13 protein-coding genes are annotated in these 13,422 nt (G+C 72.7%); 4 read left to right on the plus strand and 9 right to left on the minus strand.

The genetic code is table 11. The features are described from left to right. Positions 1-233: 233 nt before the first annotated feature. On the minus strand, positions 234-983 hold the full coding sequence (locus EOT10_RS28905) for an LOG family protein (protein WP_127831300.1): 750 nt from the start codon (positions 981-983) through the stop codon (positions 234-236). 73 nt (positions 984-1,056) lie between these two features. Next, complete coding sequence (dapE, locus tag EOT10_RS28910; RefSeq protein WP_127831301.1) at positions 1,057-2,136, minus strand: succinyl-diaminopimelate desuccinylase; 1,080 nt, start codon at positions 2,134-2,136, stop codon at positions 1,057-1,059. A 63-nt stretch (positions 2,137-2,199) separates the two neighbouring features. Between dapE and EOT10_RS28915 the strand changes: the two genes are divergently transcribed. Together EOT10_RS28915 and EOT10_RS28920 are read left to right on the plus strand one after the other, a co-directional pair. Then, the gene (locus tag EOT10_RS28915) at positions 2,200-3,156 is read left to right on the plus strand and encodes a VldE C-terminal domain-containing protein (protein WP_189492198.1); all 957 of its coding nucleotides are present in this window, start codon (positions 2,200-2,202) and stop codon (positions 3,154-3,156) included. A gap of 299 nt (positions 3,157-3,455) precedes the next feature. Then, positions 3,456-3,920: an ATP-binding protein gene (locus EOT10_RS28920; protein WP_127831302.1), complete on the plus strand. Its 465-nt coding sequence runs from the start codon at positions 3,456-3,458 to the stop codon at positions 3,918-3,920. Between the two features lie 103 nt (positions 3,921-4,023). On the opposite strand, the gene EOT10_RS28925 is transcribed toward EOT10_RS28920, so the two are convergent. Together EOT10_RS28925 and fdxA are read right to left on the minus strand one after the other, a co-directional pair. Continuing rightward, positions 4,024-5,118 (minus strand): bifunctional succinyldiaminopimelate transaminase/glutamate-prephenate aminotransferase, encoded by a 1,095-nt coding sequence (locus EOT10_RS28925; RefSeq protein ID WP_127831303.1) that lies wholly within the window; start codon positions 5,116-5,118, stop codon positions 4,024-4,026. Positions 5,119-5,222: 104 nt separating this feature from the next. Next, positions 5,223-5,543, minus strand: coding sequence for a ferredoxin (fdxA, locus tag EOT10_RS28930; RefSeq protein WP_127831304.1), 321 nt, complete (start codon positions 5,541-5,543; stop codon positions 5,223-5,225). A 141-nt stretch (positions 5,544-5,684) separates the two neighbouring features. On the opposite strand from fdxA, the gene EOT10_RS28935 reads away from it, so the two are divergent. Next, entirely contained in the window at positions 5,685-6,698 is a 1,014-nt protein-coding gene (locus EOT10_RS28935) for a GNAT family N-acetyltransferase (RefSeq protein WP_127831305.1), read from the plus strand. 106 nt (positions 6,699-6,804) lie between these two features. Then, complete coding sequence (locus tag EOT10_RS28940; RefSeq protein WP_223281277.1) at positions 6,805-7,635, plus strand: transglutaminase family protein; 831 nt, start codon at positions 6,805-6,807, stop codon at positions 7,633-7,635. Between the two features lie 59 nt (positions 7,636-7,694). On the opposite strand, the gene EOT10_RS28945 is transcribed toward EOT10_RS28940, so the two are convergent. The 5 genes from EOT10_RS28945 to EOT10_RS28965 all read right to left on the minus strand — a co-directional run bounded on the left by EOT10_RS28945 (position 7,695) and on the right by EOT10_RS28965 (position 13,330). Continuing rightward, complete coding sequence (locus tag EOT10_RS28945; protein WP_127831307.1) at positions 7,695-8,309, minus strand: response regulator transcription factor; 615 nt, start codon at positions 8,307-8,309, stop codon at positions 7,695-7,697. Then, entirely contained in the window at positions 8,306-9,481 is a 1,176-nt protein-coding gene (locus EOT10_RS28950; RefSeq protein ID WP_127831433.1) for a sensor histidine kinase, read from the minus strand. Before EOT10_RS28950 ends, EOT10_RS28945 begins: the two co-directional genes overlap by 4 nt. A 5-nt stretch (positions 9,482-9,486) precedes the next feature. Continuing rightward, positions 9,487-10,227: an ABC transporter permease gene (locus EOT10_RS28955; RefSeq protein ID WP_127831308.1), complete on the minus strand. Its 741-nt coding sequence runs from the start codon at positions 10,225-10,227 to the stop codon at positions 9,487-9,489. Continuing rightward, complete coding sequence (locus tag EOT10_RS28960) at positions 10,224-11,168, minus strand: ABC transporter ATP-binding protein (protein WP_127831309.1); 945 nt, start codon at positions 11,166-11,168, stop codon at positions 10,224-10,226. Before EOT10_RS28960 ends, EOT10_RS28955 begins: the two co-directional genes overlap by 4 nt. A 131-nt stretch (positions 11,169-11,299) precedes the next feature. Then, positions 11,300-13,330, minus strand: a complete 2,031-nt coding sequence (locus EOT10_RS28965; protein WP_189492204.1) for a hypothetical protein — start codon at positions 13,328-13,330, stop codon at positions 11,300-11,302. Positions 13,331-13,422 lie beyond the last annotated feature (92 nt).

The raw sequence follows: 13,422 nt of genomic DNA on the forward strand, positions 1-13,422 counted from the left end.
GCCAGGGCGGCCCGAAGAAGGGGCCGCGGCAGGTGCTCGACATGGTGGCCACCATCGTCGGCCACCGGCCACCCGCGGTCGCCCGCCGCGGACTGGCCTAACGCCCGCACCCACCCGAGGCCGGAGGTCGACGCAGCCGCTCCCGAAGCCAGGCATGGTTGCCACCCTCGCCGGCACCGGCCCTCGGCGGTCACCCGCCGAGGGCGCTCTCGTAGGGGCCTGGCCTCAGGGTCCTACTTGCCGACCTCCTTGGTCACCAGGGCGATCGCCTCTTCCACGTCGTCCGTGACGTGGAAGAGGAGCAGGTCGGCCGGGGAGGCCTTGCCCTGGGCGATGACCGTGTTCTCCAGCCAGTCGACCAGGCCGCTCCAGTACTGCGTTCCGAACAGGACGATCGGGAAGCGGGTGACCTTGGTGGTCTGGACGAGGGTGAGCGCCTCGAAGAGCTCGTCCAGCGTTCCGAGGCCGCCCGGCAGGACCACGAAGCCCTGCGCGTACTTCACGAACATCGTCTTGCGGACGAAGAAGTAGCGGAAGTTCAGGCCGAGGTCGACGTACTGGTTGAGCCCCTGTTCGAAGGGCAGCTCGATGCCGAGGCCGACGGAGATGCCCTTCGCCTCGACGGCGCCCTGGTTGGCGGCCTGCATCGCGCCGGGCCCGCCGCCCGTGATGACGGCGAACCCGGCCTCGACGAGCGCCCGGCCGATGGCGACTCCCGCCGCGTACTCCGGCGAGTCCGGATGCGTGCGGGCCGAGCCGAAGACGCTGATCGCGGGCGGAAGTTCGGCGAGCGTGCCGAAACCCTCGATGAACTCCGACTGGATGCGCAGGACCCGCCAGGGATCGGTGTGGACCCACTCGGAGGGACCTTCGGAGTCGAGGAGGCGCTGGTCGGTGGTGCCGGGCTGGACCTGTCCGCGACGGCGGACCACCGGGCCGAGCCGCTGCTCCTCGAAACCCTTCCTGCCCTCGGGGTTGCTCATTCGCTGCTCCCTCCACTGCGTACGTGGAGCAAGGGTAGGTCTACGCGGGTTACGCGCGGGGGACCTCGGAGTGTCAGGCCGTGAGCCAGGCGCGCAGGCGCTCCTCCGCGGCGAGGATCTTGGCCGTGTCCACCCGCTCGTCGACCTTGTGGGCGAAGAGCGGGTCGCCGGGTCCGTAGTTCACGGCGGGCACGCCGAGCGCGCTGAACCGGGAGACGTCCGTCCAGCCGAACTTGGGTCGCGCCTGGCCGCCGACGGCCGCCATGAAGGCCGCGGCGGCCGGGTGGTCGAGGCCGGGGCGGGCGCTGCCGGTGTGGTCGTCGACCACGTACTCGTCGATGTCGCAGCCGGCGAAGAAGTCCCGGACGAAGTCCTCGGCCTCCTGCTCGCTGCGGTCGGGCGCGTAGCGGAAGTTGACGGTGACCGAGCAGGTGTCGGGGATGACGTTGTTGGCGACGCCGCCCTCGACGCGTACGGCGTTGAGTCCCTCGTGGAACTGAAGCCCGTCGACGAGGGGCTTGCGGGGCTCGTACGCGGCGAGGCGTTCGAGGATCGGGGCGGCCTTGTGGATCGCGTTGGAGCCCATCCACGCGCGCGCGGAGTGCGCCCGCTCACCCTTGGTGGTCAGGATGACGCGCAGGGTGCCCTGGCAGCCGCCCTCGACCTCGCCGTCGGTGCCCTCCAGGAGGATGGCGAAGTCGCCCTCCAGCCAGTCGGGGTGGGCCTCGGCCACATGTCCCAGGCCGTTGAGGTGTGCGGCGACCTCTTCGTTGTCGTAGAAGACGAAGGTGAGATCGCGGTTGGGCTCCGTGACGGTCTGTGCGATGCGCAGCTGGACCGCGACGCCCGACTTCATGTCGCTGCTGCCGCAGCCCCACAGGAGGCCGTTCTCGTCGAGCCGCGACGGCACGTTGTCGGCGATCGGCACCGTGTCGATGTGCCCGGCGAGGATGACCCGCTCCGCGCGGCCCAGGTTCGTGCGGGCCACGACGTTGTTGCCGTACCGGTCGACCGTGAGGTGCGGCAGGGCGCGCAGGGCGCTCTCGACGGCGTCCGCGAGGGCCTTCTCCTGCCCGCTCGGCGACGGGAAGTCGACCAGCTGGGCGGTGAGCAGAGCGGCGTCCTGGGTGAGGTCAAGGGCGGTGAGGTCCATGGCGTCGACCCTAATGCCCGGTGGCCGCGGGTCCTGTCTGCGGCCTCCAGTACCTTGTTACGCGTGCCTGAGCCCCCCACCCTCGTCCGGCGCGGCCGTCTCCTCCGTATCGGGGGGGCCGTCGTGGTGCTGCTCGCTGTCGCCTCGTATCTGGTGGTGCAGTACGTCTCGGGCGGCAGACCGGCCCCGCGCTGCGCGGTGGTGTCGGGGAACGGCGACGGGGCGTCCTACCGGTTCACGGCCGAGCAGGCGGTGAACGCGGCGACGATCTCCGCCGTCGGCACCTCGCGCGGCATGCCCGAGCGGGCCGTCACGATCGCGCTCGCGACCGCGCTCCAGGAGTCGGGGCTGCGGAACATCCACCACGGCGACCGCGACTCGCTCGGCCTGTTCCAGCAGCGCCCGTCGGAGGGCTGGGGCACGCAGGCGCAGATCATGGACCCGGTGTACGCCGCGGGGCGGTTCTACGCGCATCTGGACCGGATCCCGGGCTATTCGCGGCTGCCCCTGACGGTGGCGGCGCAGCGGGTGCAGCGCAGCGGCTATCCGCAGGCGTACGCGAAGCACGAGCCGGACGCCACGCTGCTCGCCGCGGCCCTGACCGGGCGGTCGGGTGCCTCGCTGACCTGTGAGGGGCGGCCGAGCGGTACGGAGGGCAGGAAGCCGGGCGATCCGGCGAAGGTGCGGGCGGCGCTGGTGCGGGACTTCGGGCCCGGGGTGGCGCCGGTCGCGGGCCGCGGGCCGCGCGAGGTGAGCGTCCCGGTGCCGGCCACGATGGACTCGGCCGAGGGCGGCGAGCGGCAGCGCGGCTGGGAGCTGGCGCACTGGGCGGTGGCCAACTCGTCGGCGCTGCACATCGAGCGGGTGTCGTACGCGGGCCGCGTGTGGACGGCGGGCGACGCCGGGGGCCGGTGGAGCGCGTCGGCACATAAGGCCTCGGCGGGGAAGGATTCGGCAGGGAAGACCTCAGCGCGGGACGAAAAGGGCGTCGGCGAGGTCCGGATCGTGACCGCGCAGTAGTGCGGTTGATAGCTCGATCGGGTCACAGCCGTCACGCGGGGGCGACGGACCGCACGGCTCTTCGCAGGACTACGGCATATGCGGGAATTCCCTTGTGCGCAAAGGGGCGTACGCGTTTTACGGCACCGCCGAGCGTGTGGCGTTTGCCCGTTTTTCGCCGCAGATGATAATGCGACGCATTGCCAACTCTTTACGTTGCGTGAGCGAAACCTTCGCGAGCTTCGAGCGGTAGTCACTGCGTCCGAGGGCCGGGCACCCGGCCCCGGACATCACCGTTGACTTCCGTCTAAGGAGCATCCATGTCCCTCCCCCTGACCCGCCGGATCGCCCGTGCCGCGCTGCTGATCGCAGCGGGAGCGGCTCCCGTGGTCGGAGCGGCCGGATCCGCGAGCGCCGTAGACCTCCCGGCCGCCACCCCGAACCTGGGCGGCCTCACCGCGCTCGACGGCGCGCACCTCGGCAACACCGTCGACGGCGCGGCCCGGAACGTGAGCGGACTCGCGGGCGAAGCGGGCAGCAAGGCCGTGAAGAAGGCTGTGCCGACCGCCGGCAAGGCCGTGGGCAAGAGCGCCAAGAAGGCCACCCCGGCCGCGCAGAAGGCGGCCGGTGACGTCGCGGGCAGCGCCGGTGACGTGGTCGGCCAGACGGCGGGCACGGCCACCGGCGGCGGCCTCCCCACCGACACGCTGACCAAGGGCGGCCTGCCGACCGGCGCGCTTCCCGCCACCGGCCAGCTGCCCACGCAGGGCCTGCCGCTCGGCTGACCAGCACCCGGCCGTAGGTGAGAAAAGGGGCGGGGAGCCTGTCGGACCGACAGGCTCCCCGCCCCCTTCGCTGTACGCGCGGACGCGGGGACGCGGGGACGCGCTAGCTCAGCCGCTCCACCGCGGCGGCCACGCGCTCGTCGCTCGCCGTCAGGGCCACGCGGACGAAGCGGTCGCCGGCCGGACCGTAGAAGTCGCCGGGGGCCACCAGGATCCCCAGCTCGGCCAGATGCGCCACGGTGTCCCAGCAGGACTCGTCGCGCGTCGCCCACAGGTAGAGGCTCGCCTCGCTGTGCTCGATGCGGAAGCCGTGCTTGACCAGGGCGTCGCGCAGGGCCGTGCGGCGGGCGGCGTAGCGCCCGCGCTGCTCCTGTACGTGCTGGTCGTCGCCGAGCGCCGCGACGACGGCCGCCTGCGTCGGGGCGGACGTCATCATGCCGCCGTGCTTGCGGATCTGGAGCAGCTCGCCGAGGACGGCGGCGTCACCGGCCAGGAAGGCGGCCCGGTAGCCCGCGAGGTTCGACCGCTTGGAGAGCGAGTGGACCGACACGATCCCCTCGTACGAGCCGCCGCAGACGTCCGGGTGCAGGACGGATACCGGGTCGGCCTCCCAGCCGAGCTCGATGTAGCACTCGTCGGAGAAGACGAGGATGCCGTGCTCGCGCGCCCAGGCGACGATCCGGGTCAGCTCGTCCTTGGACAGGACGCGGCCGGTCGGGTTCGAGGGCGAGTTGAGCCACAGGAGCTTGATCCCCGCCGGGTCGAGCTCCGTAGGGTCGTTGTACGCGATGTGGTCCGCGCGGGCCAGGCGGGCGCCGACCTCGTACGTCGGGTAGGCGAGGCGCGGGTAGGCGACCTTGTCACCGGGGCCGAGGCCCAGCTGAGTCGGGAGCCAGGCCACGAGTTCCTTGGAGCCGACGATCGGCAGGACGTTGTGGTGGGTGAAGCCGCGTGCGCCGAGGCGCCGCTCGCTCCAGCCCACGAGGGCGTCCCGCAGCTCCGGCGTGCCCCACACCGCGGGATAGCCCGGCGAGTCCGCGGCCGCGATCAGCGCTTTCTGGATCAGCTCGGGCACCGGGTCGACCGGCGTGCCGACGGACAGGTCGACGATGCCTCCCTCATGGGCGGCGGCCGTCTTCTTGTACGGCTCGAGCTTGTCCCAGGGGAACGTGGGGAGGCGGTCGGAGACTGCGGACACCTGACTCACTTCTCTCGTACGTGCATGCGTACCCGGGCCAACGCCTCGGTCCCGTACGGCGGGTGTGCCGTACGGGACCGAGGCGGCGCGATGTGCTTGCCCGCTTACTGGTTCTGCGGCGAAAGCGCGGCGATGAAGGGGTGGTCACGCTCGATCAGGCCGAGCTTGCTTGCGCCGCCGGGCGAACCGAGCTCGTCGAAGAACTCGACGTTCGCCTTGTAGTAGTCCTTCCACTCTTCGGGAGTGTCGTCCTCGTAGAAGATCGCCTCGACCGGGCAGACCGGCTCACAGGCTCCACAGTCGACGCATTCGTCCGGGTGGATGTACAAGGACCGGGAGCCCTCGTAGATGCAGTCGACCGGGCACTCCTCGATGCACGCCTTGTCCTTCACGTCGACACAAGGCTGCGCGATGACGTAGGTCACGCTGTCGTTCCTCCTCGATAGGGCGCGGCGGGCCGATCTGCGGCTCCGTCCACGTGGCGCGCGGGAGCGCGGCGTCGTCGATGCCCGCACCTAGTATCTCCGTTCTTGGGCATGATCCGAACAGGAGGGGTGGACCGAGCTGTGGAATTCACTGCGGGCGGACGGCTCGAGCTTCGCTTGACGGCCGCTGACGTGGGAAAACGTGTGTCTGTGCGGCGCCTGACAGCAGGCGGCGCGCCGGGTGCGAAGTTCACGGACACGGTCGGGGTTCTCACATCGTGGAACGAAGGTGTGCTGCGTATCACACGGCGGGACGGCTCGGAGGTCCAGATTCCGGAATCCTCGCTGGTCGCGGGCAAGGTCGTGCCGTCCGCTCCGGCCCGGCGCCGGGGGCCCGCCGCCTCGTACGAGGAGCTGGCGCGGGTCGCCGCGCGGGCCTGGCGGCCGGTGGAGAGCGAGCGGCTCGGGGACTGGGAGCTGCGGGCCGCCGACGGGTTCACGCGGCGGGCCAACTCGGTGCTGCCGCTCGGTGACCCGGGGCTCCCCCTCGACGAGGCGCTCGCGCGCGTCCGTGCCTGGTACGGGGAGCGCGGGCTGCCCGCGTACATCCAGACGGCGACCGGCGCCGAGGGCACGCAGGAGCTGCTGTGCGCGGAACTCGAGGCGCGGGGCTGGGTGCGTGAGGTCAGCGCGGAGATGTGGGTCGGGGGGCTCGCCCCGGTCGCGGACGGCGAGGACCCGGGCGGGCGCGTCACGCTGTCGCGGGAGCCCGACGAGGCGTGGCTCGGCCGGTACCAGCGCAAGGGCGCGAGCGGGACGGCGCTGCGGGTGCTGACCTCTGGGCCTTCGGTGTGGTTCGCGACGGTGCCCGGCGAGGGCGGGGTGCCGGCCGCGATCGGGCGGTGTGTCGTGGACGGGCGGTGGGCCGGCTTCGCGGCGGTCGAGGTGGATCCGACGCTGCGGCGCCAGGGCCTCGCGTCTGCCGTGATGACCGCGCTCGCGCGCCGCGCCCTGGAGGAGGGCGCGTCGGCGGCCTGGCTGCAGGTGGAGAACGACAACGGCGGGGCGCGGGCGCTCTACGAACGGCTGGGTTTCGCCGCCCACCACACGTACCACCACTACCGTGCCCCGGATCCGGCGGCAGACTGGAAGTGAACCCGGAAATGCGAACCGGAAAGTGAACCGGAACGGTGAGCCGGAGAACGGGTTCCGGCCACCGTCGATCGCCTTGAGAGGGCACGAGGCGCGTATGTCCCCCCACATGTCACACCGGTCCGAGCGGCTGCGCCGGCGGTTCGCCGAGGAGGCGCGGGCGGAGCGGCCCGATCTGTCGCAGCTGTGCCTGCTGGTGGCCGCCGTGGCGGACAGTTCGCTCGACGAGGCGGGCATGGACGCCGTCCAGATGGATCTCGACCGGCTCGCCGGGCGGCTGCCGTTCCGGCCCGGCGGCCCGCGGGACTGGGCGGCGGCGCTCGCGGAACTGCTGGGCACGCGCTGCGGGTTCCACGGCACCGCGGGTGACTACCAGCGCCTGGAGTCGTCGCTGCTGCATGAGGTGGTGCGCCGCGGGCGCGGGCTGCCGATCCTGCTGTCGGTGGTGTGGATAGAGGTCGCGCGGCGGGCGGGGGCGCCGGTGTACGGGGTGGCGCTGCCGGGGCACTTCGTGGTCGGTTTCGGGCCGACGCGGGACCAGGTGCTCGCCGACCCGTTCGACGGGGGCCGGGTGCTGACCGGGGAGGACGCGGAGCTCCTGGTGGCCGGGGCGACGGGGGCGCCCCTCGACGAGTCGATGCTGCGCCCGGCCGATCCGCTGGACGTCGTGCTGCGGATCCTGAACAACATCCGGGCGTGGGCGGCGACGCGGCCCGAGCGGGCGGACGTGGCGCTGTGGGCGGTCGACCTGTCCCTGCTGCTGCCGTCGCACCCGGCCCGGCTGCGCTACGAGCGGGCCCAACTCCTGGTCAACAGCGGGGACTTCCTCACGGGCGCGCTGGAGCTGGACGCGTACGCGGAACTCGTCGGCGTGGTCGACGAGGGCGCCGCCGAGCGGATACACGGGCAGGCACGGGCGGCTCGCGCCATGCTCAACTGACCTTGGAAAACTGACCTTGGAGAACTGACCTCGGAAAGCCGCGCGTCGAGGAAGTGGGGCTACAGCCAGCCCTTCTCCCGCGCGATCCGTACCGCCTCTGCCCGGTTGCGGACGGCGAGTTTCTGGATGGCCGTCGAGAGGTAGTTGCGGACCGTGCCCTGGGACAGGTGCAGGGCCGCCGCCAGCTCGGCGTTGGTGGAGCCGTCGGCGGCGGCGCGCAGGATCTCGCGTTCGCGGTCGGTCAGCGGGTTGGCTCCCTCGGCGAGTGCGGCGGCCGCGAGCGTGGGGTCGATGACCCGCTCCCCGGCGAGCACCTTGCGTACGGCTTCGGCGAGTTGGGCCGCGGGGGCGTCCTTGACGAGGAACGCGTGGGCGCCGGACTCCATCGCCGTACGGAGATAGCCGGGGCGGCCGAACGTGGTGAGGACGACGACCTTGAGGGCGGGCAGGTGCTCGCTGAGCTGGGCGGCGGCCTCGATGCCCGTCATGCCGGGCATCTCGATGTCCAGGAGCGCCACGTCGGGCCCGTGCGCGCGGGCCGCCGCCAGGACCTCGTCACCGCGCGCCACCTGGGCGACGACCTCGATGTCGGGTTCGAGGCCGAGGAGCGCCGCGAGGGCCTCCCGCACCATCGACTGGTCCTCCGCGAGCAGGACCTTGATCTGAGCGCTCATGCGCCGGATCCTACGGAGCCCACCGGGACGCGGGCCACCAGCAGGAACCCGCGGCCGTGGGCGGGCGCCGCCGTCAGGTCGCCGCCGACGCCCTCGATGCGTTCGCGCAGGCCCGTGAGGCCGTTGCCGGGGGCACCGGTGCCGCCGGCGGCCCCGGACCCGTCGTCCTCCACGGTCAGCTCCACGACGGGGCCGTCCAGGGTCTGGCGGCGTTCGACGGACACCGTGCAGCGGCGGGCGCCGCTGTGCCGTACGGCGTTCGTGACGGCCTCGCGCAGGGTCCAGGCGAGGGCGGCCTCCTGTTCGGCGGGCAGGCCGTCGGGGGCGTCCGGGGGGACGTCGGCCTCGATGCCCGCGGCGGACAGGGCGGCGCGCGCTCCGGCCAGTTCGGCGGCGAGGCGCGGGCGCCGGTAGCCCGTGACGGCCTCGCGGACGTCGACGAGTGCCTGGCGGCTGACCTGTTCGATGTCGGCGACCTCCTTGCCGGCCCTCTCGGGGTCGCCGGGGAGCATGCGGCCGGCGAGTTCGCTCTTGAGCGTGATGAGGGACAGGGAGTGGCCGAGGAGGTCGTGCAGGTCGCGGGCGAGGCGCAGCCGCTCCTCGTTGGCCGCGAGCTGGGCGACGGTGGCGCGTGCCCTGCGCAGTTCGACGGTCGTGCGCACGAGTTGCCGTACGCCCGTCATCGCGAAGCCGCCGAGGAGTGCGGGCACCACCAGGCCGAGGTCCCCGCCGCGGCCGAGCGGGACGCTCAGGAGGACCATCCCGGCGGTGACCGCGAGGATCGACCAGCGGGCGTACCGCATGGGCAGGACGGCTCCGCAGGACACGGAGACGTAGACGAACAGGACGAGCCAGGGGGCGCCGAGCGTGAGGGACATGACGAGGGCGACCGCGGCGAGCGCCCCGAGGATCGCGGCGAGCCGTCCCAGGCGCATGGCGCGGGCCGTATGGCGGAAGACGAGGACCAGGTAGACGCCGACGAAGGAGACCAGGCCCAGCCAGCCGAGGGCGGTCGCCCAGGCCGTGTGCCCGCCGTCGAGCAGGTCCTCGATCGGGTTGCCCATGAAGACCAGCCAGATGCCGATCCACAGCAGCTTGCGCAGGGCCTCGCGGCGGTTGCGGGGCGACTGCCCCATGCCGGTGAGCCGGATCTCGTCGGCCGGCGCCGTCATGCCGTTCACGCCTTCAGGGTGTCCTTCCGGTACAGCCAGGCCGCGCCGCCCGCGAAGACCAGGAAGTAGGCGACGATCAGGACGACGTCCTTGGCGTGCGGGGCGTTGCCGAGCTCGATGGCCTGGCCGAGGGCAGCGTACGCGTGGGTGGGCAGCCAGGAGGCGATGTTCCGCAGCCACTCGGGGAAGCCGGCCGAGGGGAACCACAGGCCGCCCAGGATCGACAGGCCGAAGTAGACGATCATCGTGATCGGGCGGACGGCGTCGCCGGTCGCGAGGTAGCCGATGGCGACGCCCAGCGCGGCGAAGCAGAGGCTGCCGGCCCAGATCGCGCCGACGAGGGCGAGCCACTGCCAGGCGTCGAGGCGTACGCCCTTGGTGACCGCGGCGACGACGAAGACCACGACGATGGACGGCAGGCTGACCACGGCGGCACTGGCGGTCTTGGCGAGGACGTAGCCGCGCCCGGGGAGCGTGGTGAGGCGCAGCTGGCGCACCCAGCCGCTCTCGCGTTCCTTGGCGATGCGTTCGCTGTTGCCCATGAGGACGGCGGTCAGGGCGCCGAAGGACGCCATGGACACCATCATGAACGCGGCGAGGTTCAGGCCGGTGCCGGCGACCTTCGTCGAGCTGTCGGAGCTGCCCGCGATGAGCAGGAACAGGACCGACGGATAGACGACGGAGAAGAACAGGAACTTCTTGTTGCGCAGGGCGCGGGTGATCTCCAGCTTGATCAGGCTGTTCATGACGTCCTGGTCTCCGACCTGGCCTCTTCGGCCGTGGTGATGGCTACGAAGGCCTGCTCGAGGCCGAGGCCCGCGACCTCCAGGTTGCGGGGGTACAGGCCGAGTCCGTACAGGGCGTGCACGGTGGCGTCGGCGTCGCTCGACTGGAGGCGGACGGTGCGTCCGGACACGTCGGCGGCGGTGAGGAACGGCAGCGCGCGCAGGGCCTGTTCGTCGATGTCGCCGTCCAGGTCGAAGGCGACCTTGCGGGCGCCCGCCTTCGCCTTGATCTCGGCGGCGGTGCCGTCGGCGAGGAGGCGGCCGCGGTGCAGGACGAGGACGCGGTCGGCGATCGCGTCGGCCTCTTCGAGGTAGTGCGTGGCGAAGAGGACGGTGCGGCCCTGGTCGGCCTGTTCGCGCATGGTGGCCCAGAACGCGTGGCGGGCCGAGACGTCCATGCCGGTGGTCGGCTCGTCGAGCACGATGAGGTCGTTGGCGCCGGCGGTGGCGAGGGCGAAGCGCACGCGCTGCTCCTGGCCGCCGGACAGCTTGTTGACCTTGCGGTCGGCGATCTGCGTGATGCCCGCCCGGGACAGGACGTCGTTCGCCCTGTACGGCTTCGGGTGAAGGGCGCAGGCGAGCTCGACCAGCTCGGCGACGGTGACCTCGTCCATCAGGCCGCCGCTCTGCAGCATGGCGCCGACACGGCCCTGGACGATCGCGTCGCGGGGGCCGGCGCCGAAGACGCGGACGGTGCCGGTGTCCGCCGGGCGCAGGCCCAGGAGGAGGTCGAGGGTGGTGGACTTGCCCGCGCCGTTGGGGCCGAGGAGGGCGACGGTCTCGCCCGGGTGGAGGGCCAGGGTGAGCCCGTCCACGGCCTTGACGTCCCCGTAGCTCTTGCTCACCCGCTCGAAGCTGACCACGTCGGTGGCCTTGGCTGTCGTCGTTGTCATGCCACCCATCGTGGCGGGCGGGGGCGGGGGCCCGGCAGTGTCGGCAGGCGCATGTCCGGGATGACAGATGTCATGTCCGCGGATGCCGGATCGGGCGGGCCCCCCGAGGGGACCCGCCCGATCCGTGCCGTGTGTACCGCCTAGTTGGGGTTGGTCTGGATGACCCCGATGCGCTCGGCGGGCGTCTTGCCCTTCAGTGCCATGCGCATCACGCCGACCACGTCCTCCGGCGTCACCGGCGTCTTCTTGCCGTTGGCACGGGTGATCAGGACGCCGTCGAACGTGTTGCCGTACAGCTTCTTCAGCGCCGGCAGGTCATAGACGTCGACGAGCTTTCCGTCGATCGCCTTGACGCCGAGGATCTGCGGCAGCGACTTGGCCGGGCCGAACGGGATCTCCTTGCCGCCCGCCTTGATGATGACGTTCGCGGACATTGCCGGCTCGGCGAACTCCTTCATCATCCGGTCGACCTCTGCGTTCGAGACGGTCGGCGTGCGGGTCGTCGTCGCCATCGGCACAGGCCGGGACACGCCCGTCTCGACATGGGCGCGGTACGCCTCCTCGACGGACGAGGAGGACCGGGCGACGTCGATGCCCTTGCCGGTCCTGCCGTACACGGCGACGGCCTTGCCGGGCACGAACTTGATCGTGCCGTCGCCCGACGAGGCGCCGCCCGCGGCCCGTTCCAGGGCGGCCTGCAGCTTCTCCTCGTCGACGGGCATGACCGGGTCGACGACGCGTTCGTTGCCGAACAGCGAGCCGATCACGGAGACCGGGTTGTAGTCGCTGCCCGCGGCGGCGGCCACGGTCGCCGTGCTGTCCAGGCTGAGGCCCGCCTGGTCCGGCTTGAGGGCCACGGACTTGCCGTCGACCGACAGCTGGAGGGGTTCGGTGGTGCGCTTGCCGAACGCGGCGTCCAGCTTGGCCGTGGCCTCGTCCCGCGTGCCGCCGCCGATGTCGACGCCGAGCACGGTGGTGCCCTTGGGCACGTCCGCGTGGTTCATCAGCAGACCGGCGCCGTACGCGACACCGGCGAGGGCCACGACGCCACCGCCCAGGAGGACGAGCTTGCTGCGGCCCTTCTTCTTGCGGGGCCCGGCGGACGGGGCGCCCTGGCCGACCGGGTCGGGCAGCTTCGGCGGGGTGTGCGGCCCCGCGCCGTCCGCACGCGGTCCGGCGGCGAACGGCGCGTTCGGGCCGCCGAGGCCGGGCGGGACGACCGGGATGCCGCTGGTCAGGGTGTCGCCGGAGACCTGGCCCGACCCGCTGCCGGAGCCCGGTTCGGGCGCGGGCTTCTGCGGGGTGAGGATCGCGGTGTCGTCGCTCATCTGCGGCGGCCGGTGACCGCCGGGGGCGGCGGGACCCGCGGGACCCTGGGGACGCGTCATCGGGCTGTCGCCGCCGGCGGGCCCCGTCGTCGGACCGGTCGGCCCGTTCGGCCCGGTGGGCCCGTGCGGACCGTTCGGGCCGCGCGGGGGGACGCCGGGGCCGGTGCCGTCGGCGTTCCCGGAGAAGTAGGGCAGGTCGCCGCGGTGCGGGTCACCGGAGTTGCCCGGCCGGGGCGGCTGGTTCTGCCCGGAGGCGCCGAGCGGTCCGGCCTCGACCGCGCCGGACGCGTCGAAGGCACCTGAGCCGCCTGCGCCGGACGACGGGCCGGGCACCGCACCGGAGTTGCCCGCACCCGGGCCGGTGGCGGACGCGCCCGCGCCGTTCGCCGAGGCACCCCGCGGGGGCGGTCCCGACTTGCGCGGCGCGAACCAGTCGCTCGCCTTCTCCTCGCCGCCCTGGCCGGCCGGCGCGGCATTCCGGCCGTCACCCGAAGGAGCGGTACGGGAAGCCGGGTCGGTGGGTCGCACCGGCAGCGGGGGCGGCGTCTCGGCCGGGGCGGTGGCGTCCCGGGCTCCGGGTCCCGCGTTCACGTCGCTCATGGGCGTACGCATCACGACGGGCGGGATGGGGCGCGAGCCGGGGATGTTGATCCGGATCCGCGTCGTCAGCGTGGTCTCCGTCTTGCGCTCCTCCGGGGCCGGGCGGCCGTCGGCGGACTGCCCGGCGTCGCCGGGCGTTCCGTCGCCCTGCGCGGGGGTGCCGTACGGAGGCGTTCCCGAGGGGTAGGCGGCACCGCCGCGCCCCTGGGGCCCGGAGGACGAACTGTCAGTTTCACGGCTCAAAGCAGGTTCTCCCGGTTGGCTCCGCCGCCCGTCTCGACCTCACGCGGGCTGCTCGGCGGCGCGCACCACCATACTGGCCGCGGCCGGAACGC

It is taken from the genome of Streptomyces antnestii, from assembly GCF_004005495.1.
Classification (GTDB): domain Bacteria; phylum Actinomycetota; class Actinomycetes; order Streptomycetales; family Streptomycetaceae; genus Streptomyces; species Streptomyces antnestii.